General features: G+C 45.2%; 21 protein-coding genes. 7 read left to right on the top strand and 14 right to left on the bottom strand.

What is annotated here, in order from left to right:
- Nucleotides 1-244: 244 nt before the first annotated feature.
- From RIF36_RS09795 to rpmH, 5 genes are read right to left on the bottom strand one after another with little or no spacing between them, the layout of a single operon-like run.
- A complete protein-coding gene (locus RIF36_RS09795) occupies nucleotides 245-754 on the bottom strand; it encodes a DUF2480 family protein (RefSeq protein ID WP_350120527.1) in 510 nt (169 codons plus the stop codon).
- A gap of 27 nt (nucleotides 755-781) precedes the next feature.
- Entirely contained in the window at nucleotides 782-1468 is a 687-nt protein-coding gene (gene tsaB, locus RIF36_RS09790; RefSeq protein WP_350120530.1) for a tRNA (adenosine(37)-N6)-threonylcarbamoyltransferase complex dimerization subunit type 1 TsaB, read from the bottom strand.
- A gap of 2 nt (nucleotides 1469-1470) precedes the next feature.
- Entirely contained in the window at nucleotides 1471-3129 is a 1659-nt protein-coding gene (locus tag RIF36_RS09785; RefSeq protein ID WP_350120532.1) for a S41 family peptidase, read from the bottom strand.
- Nucleotides 3130-3136: 7 nt separating this feature from the next.
- Nucleotides 3137-3544, bottom strand: coding sequence for a ribonuclease P protein component (gene rnpA, locus RIF36_RS09780; RefSeq protein ID WP_350120535.1), 408 nt, complete (start codon nucleotides 3542-3544; stop codon nucleotides 3137-3139).
- Nucleotides 3545-3559: 15 nt separating this feature from the next.
- Nucleotides 3560-3718: a 50S ribosomal protein L34 gene (gene rpmH / locus RIF36_RS09775; protein WP_151996459.1), complete on the bottom strand. Its 159-nt coding sequence runs from the start codon at nucleotides 3716-3718 to the stop codon at nucleotides 3560-3562.
- A gap of 147 nt (nucleotides 3719-3865) precedes the next feature.
- Between rpmH and RIF36_RS09770 the strand changes: the two genes are divergently transcribed.
- On the top strand, nucleotides 3866-5566 hold the full coding sequence (locus RIF36_RS09770; protein WP_350120538.1) for a M61 family metallopeptidase: 1701 nt from the start codon (nucleotides 3866-3868) through the stop codon (nucleotides 5564-5566).
- A 1-nt stretch (nucleotide 5567) separates the two neighbouring features.
- On the opposite strand, the gene RIF36_RS09765 is transcribed toward RIF36_RS09770, so the two are convergent.
- Nucleotides 5568-6566 (bottom strand): adenosine kinase, encoded by a 999-nt coding sequence (locus RIF36_RS09765; RefSeq protein ID WP_350120541.1) that lies wholly within the window; start codon nucleotides 6564-6566, stop codon nucleotides 5568-5570.
- Between the two features lie 52 nt (nucleotides 6567-6618).
- Entirely contained in the window at nucleotides 6619-7536 is a 918-nt protein-coding gene (locus RIF36_RS09760) for a glycerophosphodiester phosphodiesterase family protein (RefSeq protein ID WP_350095729.1), read from the bottom strand.
- 134 nt (nucleotides 7537-7670) lie between these two features.
- Between RIF36_RS09760 and RIF36_RS09755 the strand changes: the two genes are divergently transcribed.
- The gene (locus tag RIF36_RS09755) at nucleotides 7671-8150 is read left to right on the top strand and encodes an LEA type 2 family protein (RefSeq protein WP_350149342.1); all 480 of its coding nucleotides are present in this window, start codon (nucleotides 7671-7673) and stop codon (nucleotides 8148-8150) included.
- A 61-nt stretch (nucleotides 8151-8211) separates the two neighbouring features.
- Here RIF36_RS09755 and RIF36_RS09750 read toward each other — a convergent pair whose 3' ends face one another.
- A complete protein-coding gene (locus tag RIF36_RS09750; RefSeq protein ID WP_350120547.1) occupies nucleotides 8212-9276 on the bottom strand; it encodes a metallophosphoesterase family protein in 1065 nt (354 codons plus the stop codon).
- Between the two features lie 228 nt (nucleotides 9277-9504).
- On the opposite strand from RIF36_RS09750, the gene RIF36_RS09745 reads away from it, so the two are divergent.
- Nucleotides 9505-13068 carry a caspase family protein gene (locus RIF36_RS09745; protein WP_350120550.1) on the top strand — a complete coding sequence of 1188 codons (3564 nt, stop codon included), beginning with the start codon at nucleotides 9505-9507 and terminating at the stop codon, nucleotides 13066-13068.
- A 6-nt stretch (nucleotides 13069-13074) separates the two neighbouring features.
- On the opposite strand, the gene RIF36_RS09740 is transcribed toward RIF36_RS09745, so the two are convergent.
- Nucleotides 13075-13302 (bottom strand): hypothetical protein, encoded by a 228-nt coding sequence (locus RIF36_RS09740; RefSeq protein WP_350095721.1) that lies wholly within the window; start codon nucleotides 13300-13302, stop codon nucleotides 13075-13077.
- A 331-nt stretch (nucleotides 13303-13633) separates the two neighbouring features.
- On the opposite strand from RIF36_RS09740, the gene RIF36_RS09735 reads away from it, so the two are divergent.
- From RIF36_RS09735 to RIF36_RS09720, 4 genes are all read left to right on the top strand, one after another.
- Nucleotides 13634-14353 carry an orotidine 5'-phosphate decarboxylase / HUMPS family protein gene (locus RIF36_RS09735; RefSeq protein ID WP_350095719.1) on the top strand — a complete coding sequence of 240 codons (720 nt, stop codon included), beginning with the start codon at nucleotides 13634-13636 and terminating at the stop codon, nucleotides 14351-14353.
- 89 nt (nucleotides 14354-14442) lie between these two features.
- Nucleotides 14443-15477: a zinc-binding dehydrogenase gene (locus RIF36_RS09730; protein WP_350120553.1), complete on the top strand. Its 1035-nt coding sequence runs from the start codon at nucleotides 14443-14445 to the stop codon at nucleotides 15475-15477.
- Between the two features lie 2 nt (nucleotides 15478-15479).
- Nucleotides 15480-16283 carry an SDR family NAD(P)-dependent oxidoreductase gene (locus tag RIF36_RS09725; protein WP_350095715.1) on the top strand — a complete coding sequence of 268 codons (804 nt, stop codon included), beginning with the start codon at nucleotides 15480-15482 and terminating at the stop codon, nucleotides 16281-16283.
- 3 nt (nucleotides 16284-16286) lie between these two features.
- Nucleotides 16287-17174 carry a sugar phosphate isomerase/epimerase family protein gene (locus RIF36_RS09720; RefSeq protein ID WP_350120556.1) on the top strand — a complete coding sequence of 296 codons (888 nt, stop codon included), beginning with the start codon at nucleotides 16287-16289 and terminating at the stop codon, nucleotides 17172-17174.
- A 27-nt stretch (nucleotides 17175-17201) separates the two neighbouring features.
- Here RIF36_RS09720 and RIF36_RS09715 read toward each other — a convergent pair whose 3' ends face one another.
- From RIF36_RS09715 to RIF36_RS09695, 5 genes are all read right to left on the bottom strand, one after another.
- On the bottom strand, nucleotides 17202-18323 hold the full coding sequence (locus tag RIF36_RS09715; protein WP_350120559.1) for an AAA family ATPase: 1122 nt from the start codon (nucleotides 18321-18323) through the stop codon (nucleotides 17202-17204).
- Nucleotides 18324-18903: 580 nt separating this feature from the next.
- On the bottom strand, nucleotides 18904-19602 hold the full coding sequence (locus tag RIF36_RS09710; protein ID WP_350120562.1) for a LytR/AlgR family response regulator transcription factor: 699 nt from the start codon (nucleotides 19600-19602) through the stop codon (nucleotides 18904-18906).
- Between the two features lie 6 nt (nucleotides 19603-19608).
- Nucleotides 19609-21444: a tetratricopeptide repeat-containing sensor histidine kinase gene (locus RIF36_RS09705; protein ID WP_350120565.1), complete on the bottom strand. Its 1836-nt coding sequence runs from the start codon at nucleotides 21442-21444 to the stop codon at nucleotides 19609-19611.
- A 370-nt stretch (nucleotides 21445-21814) separates the two neighbouring features.
- Nucleotides 21815-22339: a nucleotidyltransferase gene (locus tag RIF36_RS09700; protein WP_350120568.1), complete on the bottom strand. Its 525-nt coding sequence runs from the start codon at nucleotides 22337-22339 to the stop codon at nucleotides 21815-21817.
- Nucleotides 22330-22554 carry a hypothetical protein gene (locus tag RIF36_RS09695; protein WP_350073743.1) on the bottom strand — a complete coding sequence of 75 codons (225 nt, stop codon included), beginning with the start codon at nucleotides 22552-22554 and terminating at the stop codon, nucleotides 22330-22332. Before RIF36_RS09695 ends, RIF36_RS09700 begins: the two co-directional genes overlap by 10 nt.
- Between the last annotated feature and the right edge of the window lie 382 nt (nucleotides 22555-22936).

The following is a 22936-nucleotide window of genomic DNA, read 5'->3' as shown; positions in this document are numbered from 1 at the left end:
TAACCCTCCTTCAATCTCTTTTCAACTCAACCTGCCGTCTCGCCGACAACCCTTTCTTTGGCTATCCCTCTGAAAGCGGATGCAAAGGTAATCACTTCTTTTCCCTAAAACCAAAAATTATTTTATAAATATTTTTTGAAGAAATAGAACAGTAGGTCAGTAAACTTTTTCGAGGGCGTTTCCCTCAAATGGGACTGCAAAAGTAGTGGACTGCTTTAAATATACAAGAGCCAAGCGTGATTATTTATGATGTTTTTTTAAACACCGGCACGGTACTACAAGGCTCCCCGTACATAAGGCTTGAAACCCAGGGAATTAGCCTTTGCGTAGCTTCAAAAAAAGAAAAATCTGGATCGACTAAATCGCTGCAACCTTTGATAATTACCTTAGCTCCATCGAAGGTTGACCAGTCCTTTTTATCTAACTCTTGAAGGAATAATTTCTTTTCAAGCTCCTCAGGGGAGCCTTTCATGCTGAGCGCAGCCACACCATTCACTTTGGTAGCCACCAACATATAAGCCCATGTAGGGATAATCGCATCAGTTGAACAGTAAATAGCGACAGACTTTCCCTGAAAGACGAACCAATCAAATTCCTTAATGGCCAGCCTAAAGTCTTTTTCTCTAAGAATCATCCCCTGAAAAAGGTAATCTTTCAAATCGAACACTGCCCTTTCACCCTGAGGGATAAACTCAGCCAGGTCGAGAGAGATCAACGAACTGCTTGCAACTCTATTAATAATTGGTTGTTCCATGCGAAAATACTCTGAACTATGCGAACACTAGCTGACGGATTTTGGTTTGGTTGCTCTGAATTCTTTTAAATAAAATGGCTCGAAGTACGCCAAGTCTTTATAAGATTTGGACAGTAGCTGTTCATATGCCAACTCTCCCATCGCCTTCGCAGAAGGCACTAGGTCGGATATAAAAACGGCGTTGACATTTTTACCGATCAGTTCTTTACACTTATCGGAGCCATTCCCAAAAAACCAAACCTCGTGTTTGTCAAGATATTCAGAAAATGAATTCTCGTCTATTATGTGTGGCGCAGTTTCTTGTTCAACTCGTCCCGTCGAATTAACTACACAAGCATACACTTCCATTCGCCTGGCATCTATCATTGGGCACAATAAAGCGTCTTTCGTATTAAACTTATTCACCTCTGCTGCCATGGCTTGCAGCGTGTTAACAGCCAGTAGCGGAACTTGTAATGCGTAACACAAGCCTTTTGCAATAGATGTACCTATCCGAAGGCCAGTATATGAGCCGGGGCCTTCAGAGACTGCTATAGCCGTGAGGTCAGCCTTGCTGAGTGACAACCCTTGCAACGTAGCATCAATAATGGAAGGCAACAGGTGTGAGTGTGACTTGTCTATCCTGTACTCCTGATATCCCAACAACTGTTTGTCGGCAAAAACCGCCACAGAACAAACCGTCGTGGCTGTCTCCAAACATAAAATTACGGACATGTTTAGTTGGTTGGATTTAAAAGCTCACTGTACCTCCCCGCAGCTCGGAAAAGCTTTACAGCCTCGAGAATATCGGGATCATAGCTGAAAGAAGATTCGATAATGCCTGCCTCGAAGTAGTAGCGACTTAATATCTCTTCTTCAAGCACCTCTTTTATCTCATCCTTGAAATGTTCTAAGTCTGAGTTCTTCATCTTATTCAACTGATTTCTCAGCTGCTGTATTTCATTTTCCAGCGGTGTGAGATACTGCTCCTTTTTAGCGGAAGCTTCAAACCCATCAAGTGACCTCTCCATGGCGCTTGAGTACTTCAAATCTCGTTTAGCAAGCCAGCTTTTAAAACTGGCGAATTCCTCTTCTGACAGTTTAAATACAGCCGGAGACGGGATGGTCTTGTGCTCAAAATGATATTTGGTAGCATAGTCGAAAACGTGATTGCCATTGACCAGACCAAGAGTGACCGGCGCATACTCAATCACTTCTGCTGTAATGTCGGGATTAACGCCACCACCATCGAAGACCACCCGACCTTTGGATGTTTTAAAGGCCACCATTAGCGAGTCAGGAATCTTTGCCACGCTTCCGTCTGGGTTTCTATGGGCATAGTCGATCGCCTGAATGCATCGACCGCTTGGGATATAGTATTTGGCTGTAGTAATTTTTAATTGGGAATTGTAGGCCAGGGGCCTGGTGGCCTGAACGAGCCCCTTTCCAAATGTTCTTCTCCCGACCAAAACACCTCTATCGTAGTCTTGAATAACACCCGCAACAATTTCCGCCGCTGAAGCACTGCCTCCATTCACTAAAACAGCCAATGGAATTTCAGTATCAACCGGATCCTGATAGGTCTTGTAGGTCTTGTTCCAATCCTTCACTTTGCCTTTGGTGGTTACTATCTCCGATCCTTTTTTAACAAATACGTTGGATACATTGATTGCTTCGTCGAGCAAACCGCCTGGGTTTCCTCTTAGGTCCAACACAATATATTCTGCTCCCTGCTTTTTGAGATCAGCTAATGCGTTTCTTACTTCTTTGCCTGCGTCGGTGGTGAAGTCAGACAGCCGGATGTAGCCGACATCGGATTGAAAGAGCCCATAGAACGGGACGTTGTTGATGGTGATCTTTTCCCTGACAAGTGGCACGTCAAAAGCTTTCTCCACGCCGTATCTTTCAATGGTCAAGACAATGGGGGTGTTAACAGGGCCTTTCAAAAGGTCGCTGATATTGTCTGAATACTTTCCGACAATGTCTTTGCCGTCTATTTTAGTCACCTTGTCACCTATTTGAAGGCCTGCCCGGTAAGCTGGGAAATCCTTAAACGGCATAATGATGGTGCTGTAGCCGTCTCTCTTTCCTACCAGTGCTCCAATGCCGCCATACTGGCCTGTGGTGATGGTCCGAAAGTCGTCATACTCGTCTTCAGAAATAAAATCTGTGTAGGGATCCAGTGAACTGAGCATCGCATTGATGCCACTTTTCACCATGTCATCCGGGCTAACCTCATCAACATAGTAGGTATTGACCTCCTTAAAAAGTGTGGCAAAAATATCCAGACTCTTGGCTATCTGAAAGTATTTGTCGTCTGGCTCAGTAAATGAAAGGCTAAAGACTCCTCCAATAACCAGCATCAACAAACTGCCTCTGATAATTCTTTGTTTCATAGACTTGCTATGTTTTTGCACTTTTCACATCATTCAAACGCTTCAACGCCGCAATTAGTTGACGCTCGATAAGTTGATAGGTGGCTTTTTCTTTACCAACGTAAATATAGGCGATTAAGAGGAAATTCTCCTGATCAGGCAGGGACGTGAGTGTGTGCTTATGCAGCCGATATGCTTCGAACATTCTGCGTCGAAGCAGGTTTCTGTCTACCGCTCGTTTAAAGTTCTTCTTCGAAACTGAAAAAAGAATTTGATTAACCCCTTCAGGAACAGGGGATTCCATGTACTTGATAAGAAGGGGGTATAAAAAAAAAGAGGAACCTTTCTGGAAAAGTTCCTTAATACGCTTGTCTCTCTTTAACCTCTCCGACTTTGAAAAGGTAGCAGGTAGACTTCTATATTCCTGCTCCTTCATAAAAGCAGTGAAGATTTATTTCTTGTGACGACGCTCGTCAGACACAGTCAGTCTTTTTCTTCCTTTGGCCCTTCTGGCAGCCAACACCCTACGACCATTAGCAGTCGACATTCTTTCTCTGAAGCCGTGCTTATTCTTTCTCTTTCTTACTGAGGGCTGAAATGTCCTTTTCATATCTATCTATTCTTCTTTGCCTAACTTAAAGTATCTTTCCGAGGCATACAATTGTAGTTCTTCAGAAAAATTACGGGCTGCAAAGTTAAAGAGCTTTTAATTAATTGCAAACAAGGAAGAGAAAGAATAGTTGGGAATTATTAAAAAATGATCAGATATACAGTTAGTTACAACAATCCGCTCAGCCACCTTATAAATATTGTTATGACTTTTGAGGCCAATACGGCCCAAAACGTGGAAGTTAGGCTGCCAACATGGAGGCCCGGCCGCTATGAGTTAGGGGATTTTGCAAAGAATATTTTACGTGTTTCTGCCTCAGGTTCAACGGATGGATCACTAACCGTAAAGAAATTGGATAAGAGCTGCTGGACTTTTTTTTCGAAAAGCAAGCAGTTGGTTGAAGTAAGCTACCAGTACTATGCTTATAAAATGGATGCTGGCAACTCATGGCTTCATGATGATCAGCTTTATGTAAACCCTGTCAACTGTTTAGTGTATCTGCCAGATAGAATGGAAGAGCCTGTTGAATTGCTTCTGGAACTCCCGGACAACTACGAAGTGGCCACTGGACTGACGAAAGAAGGCCGTCGACTTCTAGCGAAAGATTTTTACGAATTGGCCGACGGTCCGTTTATCGCAAGCCCAACGTTAACTCACCTGACCTATGAAGTTGACAGAATCACTTTTCATATCTGGCATCATGGATTGACGGATGTGAAACCGGCTCAAATGCTGGATGAGTTCCGGAAGTTCACAACCACTCAGTTGCGGCTTTTTGGTGACTTGCCGGTTACAGACTATCACTTTTTGCTTCAGTTTCTTTCTTACCCGGCTTACCATGGTGTGGAGCATGCCAATTCCACGGTCATTACTTTAGGGCCGTGCACCGGAGAGCACACTGCGAGCTTCTATGAAAAGCTACTCGGTATATCGTCGCACGAGCTTTTCCATGCATGGAACATTACCAGGATTCGCCCTACAGAGCTTCAGCCTTATGACTTTTCGAAGGAGAATTATTTTGAGACCGGATATGTGGCGGAGGGCTTCACGACATATTACGGCGACCTGATGTTGGTAAGAAGTGGTGTTTACGGCGAAGAATGGTATTTGAATGAGCTGAACAAACTTCTCAGCCGCCACTTTCAAAACTTTGGCAGGTTCAATCAATCGGTGGCGGAGTCGTCGTTCGATCTATGGCTGGACGGCTACCAGGCTGGTGTGCCTAACAGAAAGGTGTCTATTTATGTGAAGGGGGCCATCATTGCGCTTATGCTTGATTTCATTATCAGGATTTCCAGCAAAGGGACGCATTCGATAGACGACGTGATGCGGGCTCTTTGGGAAGATTCGTATAAATCAGGAAAGCCCTACAAGAAAAACGATATTCAAAAGATTGCAGAAAAATTAGCCGCTTGCCCCCTGCAAGATTTTTTTGACAAGTTTGTGGATGGAAATGAACCAATTGAAAATGAACTCGGCACTCTGGCTGACCAGTTTGGGCTGGCTCTGCAAAAGAAGCTGCCTGAAGCATTTCACGAAAGGGAGCTGGGCTTCAAAGTGAGGGTCGACGGAGACAGATTGGTGGTTTCTCACGTACACCCGAAGAGTCCCACATGCGAAATGTTGTCGGTCGATGATGAGATTGTGAATGTGAACTCAGAAACCTCAGTCGACAAAATGTTAGCTGCCTTTGCTGCCAATTCTACAATCAAAATCAACAGATACGGCAGAAGTCTTGACATTTCTGTTGCAGCCGAAGGTTCGTCTTATGAAAGCTACGTTTTTGAAAAGAAAAAAGACCCAACTGTTGTTGAGTCCTCTTTCTTTAAGAACTGGTTGGTAGGGTAATCTATTCGAACAGGTGATTCATTATCTCTTTCACCTGATGCCACTCCAAACGTGGGCCATACTGCGAAACTACTTTCGATGACGCCAGGCTGGCCATTTTCCCTGCTTCAGCGATGGAGTGCCCGTGCGTGATTCCATAAAGAAATGCCCCTGAGAACATATCGCCGGCTCCTACAGTGTCCACTGCGTTTACCTTGTAAGGCTCAATATCGATGAAGGTATCTCCATCGAAAATCATGGCGCCGTTTTTGCCTTGCGTGATGGCAAACTTTTTTGCCGCCTTTTTCAATTCCTCCCTGGCATGGAGTATGTTACTCTTCCCCGTAAAGAGCATCGCTTCCTCTTCGTTGCAAAACAGCAGATCGACGCTCGCTCCAACTACCTCCTCCATTTGACTTTTGAAGTACTTCACCATACTGGGGTCAGAAAATGTCAGCGCCACTTTGACTCCATTGTCTTCGGCTAACTTCTTGGCATATTTCATCGCTTCAACGCCCGTCTCACTCGTCACCAGGTATCCTTCGATGTACAAATATTGAGAATCTTTCAATGCCTGCTGATCAATCTCAGATTTCGAAAAGTTAGAAGTGATGCCCAAAAATGTATTCATAGTCCGGTCAGCATCCTCGGTCACCATCACAAGACATTTACCAGTAATTCCCTCCGGAACTGTTGCGTCCGTGAGGTTGGTATCAACGCCGTTTTTACGTAAATCATCCAAATAAAAATGTCCGAATTTATCGTCGGCTACCTTACAAGCATAATAGCACTTTCCACCAAACTGGCTCGTTCCGATAATGGTATTAGCTGCTGAGCCTCCACACTGCATCATTGTTTCGTCAAGATGAAGTGCTTCGATGAGCTCATGCTGGCGAGCTTCATCAACTAACGTCATCAAGCCCTTTTCTACTTTATATTTTTCCAGAAAGCTATTATCAGCATCAAACACAATGTCCACCAAAGCATTCCCGATACCAAAAACGTCGTAAGTCTTTTTCATTTATATCAACAGCTATTTTTTACAGCGGGCAAAGGTAGTGAATACCTTATAATTATGAAGCTACCTGTTCGATCAGGTTAGGGTAGTCGGTGATAATGCCGTCCACACCCATTTTGATGAGCTCCTGCATTTCCTTCACCTCATTCACCGTCCAGGGGATTACCTGCAGGCCTTTGCCGTGTAGCAAAGTGACATCGTCCGGCGTCAATTTTTTGAAATAGCAGCTATAAACTGCCGGGGTGAAGCCCAGCTCGCTAAGGTTTTCTTCGACGGACAGGTCATTCCCAACGAGCACAGACAGTTTGACTTCAGGATAGGTTTCATGAAAATAACGGAGTATCCGAAAATCAAATGACTGGATGGTCAATTTGTCGAAAGGCACCTTGCCATTGATTTCAGCGTAAACAAGTTCACAAAAAACGCTTGGTTCAGGGTGGTATATATGGTCCCCCTCCTCATCGGACTTCAATTCGATATTATAGAAAGGAATATTGAGACCTTTGTCATCGGCATATTGATCCACTGCTTTAAACACTTCCGACAACAGGGGCTTATTAACGCTCATCTTTTCCTGATCTGGAAACCCTGGGTGAAGCTTGCTGCCGCAATCGAACATTGCGAGCTCATCACTTCTCATTTGATAAATATTCCATTTCATTTCAGACCCTTCCGCAATCGGGTTGCCTAAAGAGTCGGTGCAGAAAGTTGGGGACAGAAATGAGTCGTGAGACACTACTACCATATTATCGGCCGTTATGACCACATCCAATTCAAGTGTCTTGATGTCGTATTCCATGGCCTTCAAAAAAGCTGGAATGGTGTTCTCGGGCATAAGGCCCCTGGCTCCTCTGTGACCTTGCCAATCGAACGATGGAACCTGAGGCGTGCATGAAAATAAAAAAGCTACTAAACCAAGACATAAAATATTGCGCATCATTTTTGAGTAAGACCTTGTGGAAGTGTTTGACATAAAGTTTTCGACGAATTTGAACAGGTATAAACGGTTGAGGAAGAATAGCGTTATTCTGACTGACCTTCTTCGAATTTGAAAATGAATTAGATAGCCGAAAAATAATCTTTTAATTTGAGCCACGAAACGGAACTATGAGAAAAGCCCTGGTAAATAATTTAATATTTTGTTCAATCTTTTTTTTGGGCTGGAGTTGCAAGCAAGCAGAACCCGCTGAGCTGATCAGGTTCCAAAAGCTCACTTTCGGCCCCGTTGTCAACAACGAAACACAAGTTAGAGGGGAAGCACTGTTATACAACCCGAACTCTTTTGGCGTAAGCATTAAAGAAATTCAGCTACAGATCGAAATTGAGTCGACTAAAGTGGCCTCTTTAAGGGAGGTTAAAGTAGTAAAGGCGGGTGCAAAAAAGGAATTTGTAGTCCCATTTCAGGGGATACTGGCCATGGCTGATATCCAGAGAATTGTTGAAAAAGACGGCCTGGCCTATTTACTGGGCAAAAAAGTGCCCTTGCAATTTACCGGCGAAATTAAAACAAGCATCGCAGGCTGGTCGTCGAGATATCCTGTGAATGTGAAAGAAGAAGTAAGCCTCAGTAAATTGCTGTCAAGATAGATGGATTGGCAACTGCGGCCAGCAAAACAACCTTCCGCTTTTCATTCCTGGCATTTCGCCATCAAGACAAAACCTTGATCCGTGTGAAGATATAATCCAGGTCTTCTTTATTAATTACCATTCTGTAAAAATCCGTATCGCCAAGCTGCTCCGGATTGTAACCAGTTTGTCTCAGGTATTTTTCGGTGGTTTTCTGGTCAAACCAGTGGATAAGCGATATGGATCCATTCTCAATCTCGAGGCAGGTGATTCCACGCTTCCCGATGACCGTGCCTGAGTTAAAAAGAACGGGAATATGAAAAATGGAATGATACAGGTTGCCGATTTCCAGAATGGGGAGTTTTTTGCTATAAATAGCTTTCAACTCCTTTTTGTAGGCTTTGATACTCTTCAAGATGACAGGCTCCTCTCCCTCCTTCAATCCAACAAGCTCCCTGCACAACTGCTCTATTTTGTACTTGAGTCGTTCCGCTTTTGAGAGTGACTCAAACAACGGGCGGTGTGTGTGACCAATCACTGAGGCAATTTTATTGAAGACTGAGTAATTATAAACCCGCCTTTCAATTTTGTATTGCTTTCGGCTGTCGTGCGCCACGGAGAAGTTTTTGATTCGAAGCGGGTTGGCTATGTATTTCAGCGTAAAGCCAATAAGTCTGTTGCTTTTCTGATATTTTTTGGAAGCCTGGTGGCCGTGAAAAATAAAGATGGGATTGTCTTTGTACATCAGCTTAACCGACTCGTACAGTTCGTGCTGGAACGGCTGCTCCGGTTCGGTTACCAGCGTAAGGTCATGGTTGCCGACAGTTTTTATGAGCAAGTTGTTCTTATTTATTTCATCAAAGAGCTCATAAACTTCCGCCCATTGCTTTGCTATTTTCTTAAGAGAAAATCTTTGAAGCTCCTCTACATCTCCATTCAAAACCATGGAGAAACCTTTAGGGATATAGTAGTCTTTTACCGACTGAATAAAGAGATTGGAATTGGGAAGAAAATCGTCTTTGGAACTTCCGTCTCCCATATGCAGGTCGCTAAAAATGACAATCTTGCTCTTCTGGTCAATTGGAAACGACGGGGCTCTTTCGAACAATTCATCGAGGTTTCTGTAGACTAATTTGGCTTCGTTCATTTGGCTAGGTTGGGATGAAACGGGAAAGTAAGGGCCTTCTTTTCAAAACGAAGAAGAGTGCGTTTTAAATAATTATTAACCGATTGTTATGTCTCCGGCGGTCACCCCCTAATTCGTTGTGGAATCTGAGATAGCTGCCCTTTACAAGTTAAAAATAAAGCACAATACATTGCGGCATACTTTTAGCTAAATTGCATTATCAGGTCTTACTTTTTAAAACATACTGTCATGAGACTCCTCCTAAGTTTCCTATTTTTCTTGACTTCATTCGTTGCTGGGGCACAGCTCCCTAAGCTTATTGTGCCGATTGGCCACACCAACCCGGTGGTTGGGCTGGCAACGGATCCCTCCAACACCTATCTGTACAGTATTGATGGTGGTTCGGAGGTTACCGTTTGGGATATCCGGACAAAAACAGTAGTCACTTTCCTGGAAGGACACAGTAGCGCCATTACGTCAATTGGTGCCTCAGCTGACGGGAAATATCTCGCTACAGCGGATGCGTCCGGCAAAATTGTGATCCGCCACCAGTCGGACTGGAAAATTGCAGGTATTGCGGACGCAGAAGGAAGTGTTACTCAAATTCAATTTGATACAGAAGGAAAATTATTGGGCGCTCTTACCGCAACTGGCAAGCTATCGGTGATTACAGCCAACAAGCCTCAGGAAGCTTATGGTGTTGAATTAAAGGAGAAAAAAATCATCAGCTTCACCTGGAACGCTGCTGGCAAGCTTGCTCTCGGGTGTGATGATGGCTCCTTAGGTTTGCACCAACAGGGTGCTGAGGCGACTACCATTGTTACCAGCTCGACAAAGGCAGTAACAGGCATTGTGCCAGGCACAGAAGAAGATTCCTGGATTTGCGTGACTGGTGACGGCGAGATATTCCGCTATCGAGCCAACATGATCGTTTCGCAAAACAAGTCACTTCTACCAAGAATTATCAGTCTGCATGCATCGAAAGATTTGCTGGTGTTAACCGGAAGAGGCAGCGCCAGGAACGTTCACTTTTATCCGCTGTCTGCTGGTGAAGAAGCCTCTGACAAAATACAAATCCCAACAGCTTTACTCGAACAATCAGGCAGTGCCATCGGGCTGCAAACAGCAATTTTTTCAGCCGACGGGCAGGCCCTATTCTTACCCGACTATCAGGGCGGAATTCATGCTTACGACCTGGCCACAGGAAAATACAATGGTGCCTTTGTCGGCCTTGCTTCCAAAATCCTTTCTCTGGCGATTAATAAAAGCGGCACGCAGCTGGCAGTCGGCAGAAACGATGGCGTCGTCCTTTTCGACCTGACAGGAGCCACCGCTCCAAAACAACTCAAAACTGCCTCTGCACCAGTTATCGGACTTGCCTTCGGAACCAACCAATATCTGCTGGTCGGCGTGCAACAAAATGGAACTGTATCTGCCTGGGACACCAAATATGATGCAGTAGTATATAGCAGAGCTACGGGTGAGCAACTGACCTACCCCTACCTGGAAGTGACGTCCGACGACCAACGCATTATCAAAAAAGTAGACAATGGGACAGGCATTTTTTCAATTAAAAGTGGGAAGAAGCCTAAAGTCGTCAAGCTGAAAGAAAGCTTTGACCAACGGCTAACGCCCGACGGGAAGCTGTTACTGGCTCAGGACGCTTCAGCCGGCATCACCTTCTATGACACGGAGAACTTCAAAAAGCAGAATGTTATTAAAATTGAGGGTCTTCAATATTTCGAAGTAAGCGCCGACAGAAAATGGATTGGGGCCGTTGTTAAAAACAAAGGAACCAGCCTCCAGCTTTTCGATATGGCCAGTGGTAAGGCGGTGAAAAAGATTGCCGTACCTGATGGCAAAACAATTACAAGGTTGAAGTTTGATCCGACCGGCAGGCATCTTGTTACGCTTTCCAATGTGATCAGTAAGGGCAGCAGCCAGGGAGATTACAGCATCACTTTCTGGGATCTTGAAAAAGGTGCAGAAGCTTTCCAATTCAAAGGCCATTCGGCAGCTGTTTCAGGGCTGGCTTTCAGCAGCTCTGGAGAAGTGCTTTTTTCCTCCGGCTTCGATGGGCTCATCAAATGCTGGTCATTGAGCGACAAGAAAGAGCTGGCAACCCTCACGCCATTGAGTGCCACGGATTGGGCAGCGGTGGCTGACGATGGGCTGTTTGATGCTTCAAGAGAAGCCATCTCCCTAATGCATTATTCGGTTGGTAGGGAGTCCATTGCTCTGGATCAAATGAAAGACAAATTTTATGAGCCTTACCTTTTACCAAAACTACTTGGCTTTCATAAAGACCCCATCCGGCTATCTCCGAAGCTGGACGGCTTTGACCTGTACCCGGAAATCAAACTGTCACACCCTGAACAAAATGACGGTAAGCTGGGCATCAATCTGAATGACCAGGGAGGTGGCATCGGGCGAATTGTGATTTTCATCAATGGCAAGGAGGTTATTAATGAGTCGAGAGATGTGTCAACCACTACTGACGGTTTTGCCAGCTTCGATTACGGCATTGAGAATCATCCCTACATTAAAAAAGGAGGGCTTAACAAAATCACCGTAAAGGCATACAACGAGGATGGCTACCTATCGAGCCCTGAGAAGAGTGTGTACCTGATTGACGAGAACAAAGTTGGCGGTGCCATACCCCCTAAAGTATATGGCATAGTGGCGGGGGTTTCGGACTACCAGGGAAATGACATGGACTTGAAATATGCTGCGAAAGATGCCGAAGACTTTTATGGTGCCATAAAGCTGAGTTCTGAGAGTCGCTTTGGAAAAGAGAATGTGAGCGTCAAATTGCTTTCAACGCTCCCAGGCCACGACAAGCCCACAAAAGCGAACCTCGTTTCGGAGCTGGCAAAAATCAAAAATGTGGCTACGTCAAACGACTATCTCGTTGTTTATCTTTCGGGTCATGGTGTGGCTGACAAGGGAGAAGACGCTGACTTTTATTACTTGACAGCCGATGCTTCGAGCATGGAAGTTAATGGCAATAAAGAGAGAGCTAATTTTTCCCTTTCAAGCAAAGAGATCGCCAAGCTGATTATGGAAGTGCCTACTATACGGCAGGTGCTTATCATTGATGCCTGTCATTCGGGCCAACTGGCCCAGAATCTTTCGGGCAGCAGCTTCACCATGAGCTCCGAAGAAGCAAGAGCGCTTGAGACCCTGAAAGATCGGACAGGGCTCTATATCATTGCCGGGTCGGCTGCGGATGCAGTTAGTTACGAGGCTTCTGCTTTCGATCAAGGCCTGCTCACTTACTCCCTTTTATACGGAATGAAGGGTCCTGCCTTAAGAGAAGACCGATACATTGACATTATCAGCCTGTTCAACTTTGCTTCGCAAAAAGTACCCGAGCTGGCCTCAGAAATTGGCGGCATTCAAAAACCAGAAGTGAGAGTGCCTAACGACCTCAACACTTTCGACATTGGGGAACTCAACGGGGAGCAGAGAAAGCAAATTGCTTTGAAGGCCAACAGACCTGCCGTGGCGGCATCTCTTTTCCAAAATGAAGCTTCGTTTATTGACGACTTACAGCTAGGCGAACTGATAGATCAGCGTTTGAAGAAACTTGAGGGCCAGAATAGTCAGGCGGGTGTGATGTTTGTTGACGTAAAAACGTTCCCGGAAGCTTATGTGATCAGGGGAAGGTATACCGAAGACGGAGAGAATATATCAGCAATCGGTGCAGTGTTTCAGGGGAAAAAGAAGATTGCAGACGTAGAGGCAATCTCAAAAGACGCCAATCAATTGGCAGACATGATCATAGACAAGGCGCAGCTATCAATAAAATAATGGCTGCTAGTTGCAGATAACGCAGGTACCTCCTTCGGCTCTTTCGCAATCGGTTTGCGTAGCATAGCAGGTACCGGCTCCGGCTTTCGACCATGGGCTTGCCGCCGTGCAGCCTGTGCAGGTAGGATTTTCGTCATCCCCGCCACAAGAAGCGAAAATCAGCGTGCCCGCAATCAGTACAGCCAGGCTGACTGATGAAAGAATGCGCTTTTGACTTAAAAGATAGGCTTTCATATTATCGGTTGATTGTGCTAATATAGCTAAAGCCCAGAAATTTGTTCGTCACTTTTAAAAAGTGTTATTTTTCTTCCTACAAAACCGTGTGGCGCCTTTCCACATAATTTCAGGGACTTTCATGGAATTAGTTGCTAAATTATGACGTACCCTAATTTGCAACACCTATGAAATTTGCATTACTCCCAACAAGGCTCTGCTTCTTCGGTTTTCTCCAATTCGCTATGGCTTTAGCAGCCAAGCCAAAAAAAGCATCTCCAGCTTTCGGTTCAATTCAAGTCTGCTAAGGCCAGCCAACCTTTCCAACCTCAACTACAACGAACATCCTTCTATGACACCCATTGTACAAATCTCGCTTGACCTTACCGATATAGACGAAGCGCTCGAAACTGCTACCATGGCACTGCGGGCAGGCGTCGACTGGCTGGAAGCAGGCACTCCGCTCATATTAGCTGAAGGGCTGCACGGAGTAAGAAAACTGCGGGAAGCTTTTCCCGGCATACCGATAGTAGCTGACCTCAAAACCATGGACGGAGGCTATCTGGAGGCTGAAATGATGGCCAAAGCTGGTGCTACCCATGTGGTAGTAATGGCCAGGGCTCATGAAGAAACCATTAAATGCGTGGTGCAGGCTGGGAAAGACTTTGGTATCAAAGTAATGGGCGACAACCTTGGCTGCCCTGATATGGTAGAGGGGGCGAAGTGGCTTGAAGACCTTGGTTGTGACTATGTTGTCCATCATATCGGTTATGATGAACGAAGAGGCATAGCGGCGGCAGGAAAAAGAATGCCTAGTCCGCTGGATCAACTCAGGGCGGTGGTAAGTGCTGTGGCGATTCCAGTGCAAGCGGTGGGCGGATTAAGTTTGGAGCAAGCGATTCGGTGCCCTGAATTTGGAGCTCCGTTGGTGGTTTTGGGTGCTCCGTTGACAATTGACGCCGATGCCTTTAAAACGGCTGATGGCAATCTGGAAAGCTCACTGAGGCTGATTTGCGAGAAAGTGCACGGCTATGGGGAGGTAGAAATCAAAACTGCGGCCAATAGGCAATAACTGCAAAAGAAATACCATATCGAAAAAATGATCCGAGGCGTGTGGAGACACCCGCCTCAAACAAAACACACATCACAACAAATAAAATAATGGGAAGCATTAAATCTGCAGCCGTAGTCAACTACTCAGAGGTAAAAGGCTCGGTAGAAATAAGGGAGGTTGAACAGCCTGTGATCGGAGAAGACGAGGTGCTGCTGGAAGTGGCGAATGTCGGTGTTTGTGGTAGCGATCTCCACCAGTGGACGTCGGATCATAGCTGGGCTGTTAACTATCCGGTAGTGCTGGGGCATGAGTTTGGTGGGCATATTGCTCAGGTGGGGAAAAGAGTAGCTGATTGGAAAGAAGGCGACAGGGTAGTGAGCGAAACAGCTGCGGTGATCGATCAAAACAATCCCATGTCAAGAAGGGGTTTTTACAACCTTGACCCCAACCGCAAGGGCTTTGGCTATGGTGTGAATGGTGCCATGACAAAATATGTGAAGGTTCCCGCCCGTTGCTTGCACAGGGTGCCGGATCAGCTATCCTTCGAAGAGGCTTGCCTTACAGAACCTTGCTGTGTTGCCTACAATGCCGTAGTGGAAAACAGCCGTATCAAACCAGGAGACAGGATAGTAGTAATTGGCCCAGGCACCATTGGTATTCTATGCGCTGCTGTGGCTCAACTTTGTGGAGCTGAGGTAGCTATTATTGGGCTGGGGGCAGATAAAAAGAGACTCGAAATCGCTAAAAAATACGGACTCCAAACAATTATTGGCGACGCTTCTGAATGGGCTAAAAAGATCGACGGCATGGGTGTCGATTGTGTAGTGGATGCGGCTGGCGTCAGTGACTCTCTTCAAATCGCCCTTGATTTGGTACGGCCCAAAGGCCAAATTACAAAAGTAGGTTGGGGGCCTACTCCACTTGGGTTCTCACTAGATCCTATTGTGCAAAAGAATGTAACGCTACAGGGAAGCTTCAGCCACAACTGGCCTGTTTGGGAGAGAGTCATCGCCTCACTGGCCAGCGGCTCGCTCAATGTAAAACCTATCATCGGTGGTGTGTGGCCCGTTACCGATTGGCTGGAAGCATTTGAAAAAATGCACCACCACGAAATTGTAAAAAGCGTTTTGAAACCTGTTTAAACATGAGACTACAGGACAAAGTAATAATTGTAACAGGGAGCACCACAGGCATCGGCAAAGCCATTGCTTTGCGATGTGTGGCTGAAGGCGCCTCGGTCATCCTTCATGGTCTAGAAAAAGACTGGGGCGAATCCGTGTTGAAGGCCATTGGCAAGGAGCATGCGAGGCTGCACATAGAAGATATCAGCAAGGAAGGAGCACCACAGAGGCTGGTAGACTTTGCCATTAAGTCTTTCGGCAGGCTGGATGCTATTGTGAACAATGCGGCCAGTGTGCTGTCGTCCAACATTCACACGACCGACGCTGCCTTTCTTCGCAAAGTCATTGAAGTCAATACCATTGCACCATTTAACCTCATCAAAGCCGCTTTGCCAGAGCTAAGAATGAACAGAGGCTGCGCACTTAATATTGGCTCGGTAAACGCCTGGAGTGGCGAACCCAACCTCCTGGCATATAGCATTTCTAAAGGAGCGCTAATGACCATGACCCGCAACCTGGGCGACACACTCCACCGGGAGGACGGGGTGAGAGTGAACCAGATCAATCCTGGATGGGTGCTCACAGAAGTTGAAACCATTCGCAAGCGTGAGCATGGTTTGGCTGACGACTGGTACAAAGACCTGCCCGACGTGTATGCGCCGGCAGGTAGAATACTGGCGCCAGCAGAAATTGCCGCCGCCGCCGTTTACTGGCTTGCTGATGAAAGTGGGCCTATCAGCGGGCAGGTGGTGGATCTGGAGCAGTATCCCTTCATGGGCAGAAACCCACCTAAAGACACCACTACTATCAAACCAAAGAAAAAATAGATTATGCCTCAACTCGCTGCTTTCCCCAAAGCCTTTATGCAAGCCCTTTGCAAAGACGGAACCATGACAGTTTCGGAATGGATTGAGCTGGCTGTCAAACTTGATATCGACGGGCTGGAATGGTATGCCGGCTTTCTGGAAATGAATGACCAGAAAAACTGGCTTGAGTTCCGGAAGCACGTTGAAGGACATGGGAAGGTGATTCCGATGATGTGCTGCTCACCTGACTTCACCCACCCCGATAAAGCTTTTCGGCAAAAAGAGATAGAGAAGCAAAAACATTGGATTGACATGACTTATGCCCTGGGGGGAAGTTTTTGCAGGGTGCTTTCGGGCCAAAAAAGGCCAGAGTTGAGCATGGATGAAGGCGTAAAGTTAGCGGCAGACAGTATTGAGCAATGCCTGCCCTATGCACAGGAAAGAGGCATCACGCTGATCATTGAGAATCACTACAAAGACGACTTCTGGGAATACCCGGAATTTGCCCAAAAAGCTGATGTGTTCTGCCAGCTCGTCGAGAGCATTGATCACCCCTGCTTTGGTGTGAACTACGACCCAAGTAATACTTACCTGGCAGGAGAAGATCCAATAGACTTACTCAAGCGAGTTTCGCACCGGGTGGTGACCATGCATGCCAGCGACCGGTATTTGAAATATGGCTCCATTGAAGATTTGCGGAATGAAGAAGGGGGAGCCGTGGGATATGCAAAGCGTCTTAGTCATGGCGAAATTGGCAAGGGGCTGAATGATTATGATGCCATTTTTTCTGAATTGAAAAGAGTCAGCTTCGATGGCTGGATCAGCATTGAGGATGGCGTAGACGGCATGGATCAACTGGAAAGAAGCGTGGCTTTTGTGAGGAGAAAGATGAGAGAATACTGGGGAGAGTAATGACTGCCCAAGTGTTAGCGTTCTTTGCTACAGATTTTGCAGCCAGCGCATAAGTAAAGTATCGTGCAAGGTATGTCTTCCATCGTTTACAATGACGAACTCCTTCCTTGTCAGCGCCTGTAAGGCCGAACTCACTGAGCTTGCCGCTCCAAAGCCATACTTACCCAAAAATTCCTGAGAAAGTGGATTTTCCACCTCTTCAGATTTGGCAATAGCAATCAGCAACTTCCATTGAAAGGCAGTAAGCAATTGCTGGTACGTCGAAAAAATCGGCACCTCCTGATAGATAATCTCTGCAAGCACTTCATCGAGTACCTTCTGGTCGACAACATTACTCCTTCCATACAGCTTGTTACAAATCAGTTGTACATAGTAGGTTTGCCGCCTTGTCCACTCAAAAATTCTATCGATAAAGGCCGTGTCGATCACCTTCCCAGTGTTGCGGAATCGAACCGAAATAAAATCTGAATACTCCGCAACTGGAAGAGCCTCTAGTTTCAGCATTTGAGCACTTCTATAAAAAGGCCTCGATGCTTCGCTGAACATCGACTCCATCATCTGTCGATGGCTTCCACTAAATACGAAGCGTACCATGGGAAATTCCTGCATCCAGGTGCGAAACGTGGCTTCTGCGTGCTCCTCTTGATAATTAACTACTTGTTGAAATTCGTCAATGCATATCGTCACGGGCTTCTTCCTTGCTTCCAGGTATTTGCCCATAGCTTCTAAAGAGGATGGAACAGACTGAACTGGAACAAGGCCAAAAGTAACCTGCGGGGTTCCGCTAAGTGGGTCAACGCCAAAAGTGGCGCCAATAGAGCCAATGAATTTGAGTAAACCAGCCCCTATTCCTTTGCTGGTATCATTTAGCTGATGGACTATGGCAGTTGCAATCCGCTTGTTAGCTTCACCCAGTGTTGAGGTTCCCAAAAGATCAACAAATACGGTGTCTGCCTTTTTGTTCTTATTCAAGTGGTAGAAAAAATGCCTGATTAACGACGTCTTCCCCATGCGACGCCACGAATAAAGCACTGTGTTTCTCTCGTTATCAAATTGCTCCATCATCCAGGCTAACTCCTGAGCCCGGTCACAGAAGTGTTCAGGGCTATGATAACCTGAAACAATAAAAGGGTTCGCTGATGGCCTCATACTCATCTATTTATTACGAACCATTCGTTACGTAAAGTTCGTTACGTAAAGTTCGTAATAAAGATAAGAAATACCAAACAGCCGGATATACAAGTAAAATGTGTTTGGTATTGTGAAGCCGCAGATGCGGGCTATCTCATTTCAAGGCAAAAAAAGAAGGTGTTCTACCAGAACACCCCTTTCAACGCTGCCTATTCGCACAGTATTTCTACTTTACGATCAGACTGCTAATATTTTATGGGTTGGCCTAAGGGCCGCTCCCCTAAAAAAGGAGAGCGTCCTTAAGCCGAGGTCAGGTCGATGGCCTCATTGTTGTTTATGACTAAATCTTTTAAATCTGTTGTAGGAGAAAATGCCTCAAATCGTCTGAATGAGCACCTGATGAATCTGGCTTTGAACACTGCGGCTTTCGGAAATTGGCCGAGCAACAATATGTCATAAATATTCATTAGGCAGCTATAAAGCTCGTCTGATAAGACTTTCTCTGCTCTAAGGTGCTCAATTCTTACCTTGCGAAGTACTGCTATTTAGCCAACGACATGATTTTTTTAGTCATCGACAGAGGTAAACGAGAAAACAATTACAGAAGGGAAATTTTGGCCATAAAGTCAGGCTTATAGGCCCGGCCGATTGGGATTTTTGTTTTGTCAAAAAAAACGTACCCCTCACTGATCATGGTGATTCTGGAAAAGTTGATCAGGTAGGATTTATGCACCCGCTCGAAGCCAAAGGCCAGCAGTTTGTCTTCAATACTTTTCAGTGTGTGGCTGATAATGTGCGATTGCCCTGACACAAAAATTTTTGCGTAATTATCGAATGCTTCTACGTAATCAATGTGTTCCGGATCAATCGACACCAAACCTTCCTTGTCTTTTATGAAGAATTTTTCGGGTTTGATCCGCCTGGCAGACTGGATTTTATGAAAAGCCATTTCAACGTTCACCTGTATGTCCTGCTGGTTGAAAGGCTTCAGTATATAGGCCACCGGGTTCACTTCCTTTGCACGACTTAGGGTATCGGTATCGTAGTAGGAAGTAATAAAAATAAACGGGGTTGAATTTGTGCGATTAATGAACTTTGCCACATCTATGCCATCTTTTTCACCCGAGAGATTTACATCCAATAGTATCAAGTCAAATGTTGACTCTGTAAGCTTCCTGAGAGCATCTTCGTATTTGAGAGATATTTTGATGTCGCTGACACCAAGATCCTGCAGATGAAAAGAAAGGTCATCAGCGATAAGCGGTTCATCCTCGACTATAAGTACCTTTTTCTCCATGATTTTTTAGGCCAACTTAAAACTAGAAATGAGCAAAGAGGCTTCTGTGCCGTTATCGAAATTAAAGCTGACAGTGGCTTCCAATTTCATTGCAAGTGATCTGATCATTCGGATCCCAAAAGAATCAGATTTACTAATATCCCTTTTACTACCCACGCCATTGTCACAAACCTTCAATTCAAGCTGGTTGTTGGCTCTTTTCAAGGCAATTGAGATATTCCCCTCCTTTTCGTTGGGGAAGGCGTGCTTGAATGAGTTGCTTATCAATTCGTTCAGGATAAGCCCGATGGGTATGATGGTATCTACATCAATATTAAGATTTTCGATATCGTAGGTCACCGACACCCGCTCCGCTTCGACGCCATAGGAAGAACGAAGCGTGCTGGTAAGGTTTTCAATGTAATCCAGGGCTTCCACACCAGCCAGATTTTCGTTTTGATAGAGTTTCTGATGAATAAGCGCCATTGACTTTACCCTGTTCTGCCCCTCATTCACTGCGTCCTTGGCTCCTTTGTCTTCGATGTACCTCGATTGCAAACTCAGCAGGCTTGAAATAATCTGTAGGTTGTTCTTTACCCGGTGATGTATCTCCTTCAGAAGCAGTTCCTTATCCTTCAATGACTTGGATATTAACTTGTTGGATTTTGTCTTGGAGCGAATGAGCACCCCAAGAAAAACCGCACCCACAATTACTATGAGGGTAACAAAAAGATAAATGTTCCGCTGATTGACCGACTGCTGGTTTTCGAGCTTGAGTTCTGTAATTTCCTGCGCCTTCTTCTCACTTTCATACCTGGCTTCCAATTCTGCCAGGGCTTTCAACGATTTCTCATTGATGAGAGAATCATTTAAGGCCACATAGCTATTCAAGTATTCATTGGCTGTCTTATAATCTCCGGTGGCTTGATAAGATTGATACAGAAGCTGGGTAGCATCCACGGCCGAGGGAAGTGTTGCAGTTTCATTTGCAAGGCTCATAAGCCATTCCGCATAATCTATCGCTTTTGCATAATCTTCGAGCGTGAAAAGTATCTGACTTGCGTTTTTCAAAGAAGACGTCCTGATGTCTACGTCAGGGTTTGTGCTTTGCAGCATCTCATCGTATAGCGACAATGCCAGGGCTAGTTCGCCCCTATTTTCATGCAACTTTGCCAGATTTAGCGTATTATAATCTTTCAGATAGGGATCGCTATTCTCCCGTTCCATTAACAAAGAAGCTAAGCGGTGATACTCAAGCGCTTTTTCGTATTCTTTTGTCTTGTTATAAATTAAGGCCAGGCCAACATAGCTGTATTCCATTTGAGCCGTGTCACTGATCGATTTTGCATGCTCAAGCCCCCGCAGGCTATATTGCTCTGCTTTCTCATTGTCGCCGATGCTGAAGTAGATGCTCGCCAGGTTAGCAATAATGGAACCTTCAAAACTTTGGCTCATAAAGTCAGGCTTCCCTTCTACTGCCTTCAAAGCATTCTGAAAGCTCTCGAACGCAACATTATTATTTCCCTTTTGTCTGCTTACATTGCCTATACCGTTGTGAGCCCTGGATTTTAACAAATGCTGAGATACTGTGGCAAACTGCAGCGCTTGCTCAAAATAGAGTATGGAAGAATCGGCCTTACCGGAAATACCGTAAGTGATGCCGCAGCGCAGAAAAAACTCCGCTCTTATGGAGTCGCTTCCCTCCTGCTGGAGTAGGTTTTCTCCAAGTTTAATAAGCTTCAACTTGTCTCCAGGGTTTTGAATCGTGTCAATCTGACTGATCACTTCAGGGAGGGATTCCTGTGCATTGGCGATAGAGCAGCTAAGCAGCAACAGTGCTAAGAAGTGAGCTTTCTTTAACATATAATATAGGCAGTCGGTCGATTGAGTCATTCCGAAGAATCACTCAGCAGTGCCTAAGATAGTAAATTTGAGTTTTAGACGGTCGTTTGTGAGAGATGCAATACAGAAGTGGCAAAAAATAAAAAAGGTCATCCATGTCTGAATGACGTTTTAGCGTGCCTACCCGACCGGAGGGAAGGATTCGAAGTCAAAAATGGGCGTTTTCATCTGTATAAAATTTACTTTTTAGAGGCCAGATGGAATAGCCTGTACCATTACGGAATAGATCGTAGTCTGTTGACTGGTTATTCATTCCGTTGGGTAGGGTATTCCTTATGGCTATTTCATGTTTTCTTATCCTTGCACAGCATCAATTCTATCGCTAGGACGTTTATCCTTTTCCTTTTGATTTCCCTTTTGCTTGTAGCTTGAGGATCTTTTTTAGTTCATGGGCATCCACTAAGTCTTGCATAGAATCATCAAGTCGCTTTGTGTTTTCCTTCATCCGGATCAAGTGATTGATGTGAACAACGGGAAATTTAATGTCTTTCAGCTTAATCTCATTTGAATGCTGCTTGCACTCGTCCCAACTGAAAATCTTCTGAAATGTATTGGTCATCAAATCGACGTAGGTGGCCTCATCATCGGAGAAAAGTCTTATCGGTGTCGGGCTCTCAATAGGTCTGGTTTTTTTTATAGCTGCTATCGATGCGTGGTCATATCTTAACACGTCAACAAGCGCTGAATAAAGCTTATCCATGTTGCTCTCGGTAGACTTTATCCAAAGATCCATATCTCCGGTATACCTGTGGAATCCATAGTAGGCAACGGCGAGGCCACCAACCAGGATGTATTCTGTGCCCGTGCGGTTGAGCGCTTTTGCGATCTCGTAATAAAACGGATCGTTTATGTCCATTTTATGATTCTTTTCTCGAATGTAACGGCTGTCGTGCGACCTACATTAATTAGTCGCATCATGGCATTCCAATATTCATGATCGCTCATTGCCATGCAGCGAAGCCGGTCTTCGGTCTGAGGATCGCTCTCCGGATTCCAGGACAACGAAGACTTCATTCCGTTGGGCAACACGGTGGTGGAAGAAACCGCCTTTAATGTCTGCTTAGTCTTCATATTCTTTGTAGTCAGCACTCTTAAAGTTACAAAAACTGGCCTTTAAAAATTAATCATACTAAAGTAATGGGGAAATAGTTGTCAGAATCTCTCAAAAAAAGACGATTCATTTCTAAATGACCTTTTTCGTGCGCCCACCCGACCGGAGGGAAGGATTCGAACGGGCGTACCCGGAACCTTGGACTCTGTGCTTGCAAAAGAAATCAATACCCCAGAAATATTGCTTGATCCTCTTTCACGATACTCCCCAGATTTTCCGCTTGATCCCCAAAAGGTCACCACAAGTATGGCCCAGGTAGAATTTGTCTTTTGAAAAAGAAAATAATATGTAGAAGTAACAAGGCATGGATAAAAATAAAAAAGGTCATCCATTCCTGAATGA

The sequence above is a fragment of the Imperialibacter sp. genome, from assembly GCF_040222815.1.
Lineage (GTDB): Bacteria > Bacteroidota > Bacteroidia > Cytophagales > Cyclobacteriaceae > Imperialibacter.
This window is presented reverse-complemented; position numbering and strand designations above follow the sequence as displayed.

What these genes read in the sequence shown, in the direction of transcription:
- RIF36_RS09720 (WP_350120556.1), top strand. Translation starts at nt 16,287, where the DNA reads ATGCCTCAACTCGCTGCTTTCCCCAAAGCCTTTATGCAAGCCCTTTGC.
- RIF36_RS09770 (WP_350120538.1), top strand. Translation starts at nt 3,866, where the DNA reads ATGATCAGATATACAGTTAGTTACAACAATCCGCTCAGCCACCTTATA.
- RIF36_RS09785 (WP_350120532.1), bottom strand. Translation starts at nt 3,129, where the DNA reads ATGAAACAAAGAATTATCAGAGGCAGTTTGTTGATGCTGGTTATTGGA.
- RIF36_RS09745 (WP_350120550.1), top strand. Translation starts at nt 9,505, where the DNA reads ATGAGACTCCTCCTAAGTTTCCTATTTTTCTTGACTTCATTCGTTGCT.
- RIF36_RS09710 (WP_350120562.1), bottom strand. Translation starts at nt 19,602, where the DNA reads ATGGAGAAAAAGGTACTTATAGTCGAGGATGAACCGCTTATCGCTGAT.
- tsaB (WP_350120530.1), bottom strand. Translation starts at nt 1,468, where the DNA reads ATGTCCGTAATTTTATGTTTGGAGACAGCCACGACGGTTTGTTCTGTG.
- RIF36_RS09795 (WP_350120527.1), bottom strand. Translation starts at nt 754, where the DNA reads ATGGAACAACCAATTATTAATAGAGTTGCAAGCAGTTCGTTGATCTCT.
- RIF36_RS09705 (WP_350120565.1), bottom strand. Translation starts at nt 21,444, where the DNA reads ATGTTAAAGAAAGCTCACTTCTTAGCACTGTTGCTGCTTAGCTGCTCT.
- RIF36_RS09725 (WP_350095715.1), top strand. Translation starts at nt 15,480, where the DNA reads ATGAGACTACAGGACAAAGTAATAATTGTAACAGGGAGCACCACAGGC.
- RIF36_RS09715 (WP_350120559.1), bottom strand. Translation starts at nt 18,323, where the DNA reads ATGAGGCCATCAGCGAACCCTTTTATTGTTTCAGGTTATCATAGCCCT.
- RIF36_RS09760 (WP_350095729.1), bottom strand. Translation starts at nt 7,536, where the DNA reads ATGTCAAACACTTCCACAAGGTCTTACTCAAAAATGATGCGCAATATT.
- RIF36_RS09730 (WP_350120553.1), top strand. Translation starts at nt 14,443, where the DNA reads ATGGGAAGCATTAAATCTGCAGCCGTAGTCAACTACTCAGAGGTAAAA.
- RIF36_RS09765 (WP_350120541.1), bottom strand. Translation starts at nt 6,566, where the DNA reads ATGAAAAAGACTTACGACGTTTTTGGTATCGGGAATGCTTTGGTGGAC.
- rpmH (WP_151996459.1), bottom strand. Translation starts at nt 3,718, where the DNA reads ATGAAAAGGACATTTCAGCCCTCAGTAAGAAAGAGAAAGAATAAGCAC.
- rnpA (WP_350120535.1), bottom strand. Translation starts at nt 3,544, where the DNA reads ATGAAGGAGCAGGAATATAGAAGTCTACCTGCTACCTTTTCAAAGTCG.
- RIF36_RS09755 (WP_350149342.1), top strand. Translation starts at nt 7,671, where the DNA reads ATGAGAAAAGCCCTGGTAAATAATTTAATATTTTGTTCAATCTTTTTT.
- RIF36_RS09750 (WP_350120547.1), bottom strand. Translation starts at nt 9,276, where the DNA reads ATGAACGAAGCCAAATTAGTCTACAGAAACCTCGATGAATTGTTCGAA.
- RIF36_RS09740 (WP_350095721.1), bottom strand. Translation starts at nt 13,302, where the DNA reads ATGAAAGCCTATCTTTTAAGTCAAAAGCGCATTCTTTCATCAGTCAGC.
- RIF36_RS09700 (WP_350120568.1), bottom strand. Translation starts at nt 22,339, where the DNA reads ATGGACATAAACGATCCGTTTTATTACGAGATCGCAAAAGCGCTCAAC.
- RIF36_RS09695 (WP_350073743.1), bottom strand. Translation starts at nt 22,554, where the DNA reads ATGAAGACTAAGCAGACATTAAAGGCGGTTTCTTCCACCACCGTGTTG.
- RIF36_RS09735 (WP_350095719.1), top strand. Translation starts at nt 13,634, where the DNA reads ATGACACCCATTGTACAAATCTCGCTTGACCTTACCGATATAGACGAA.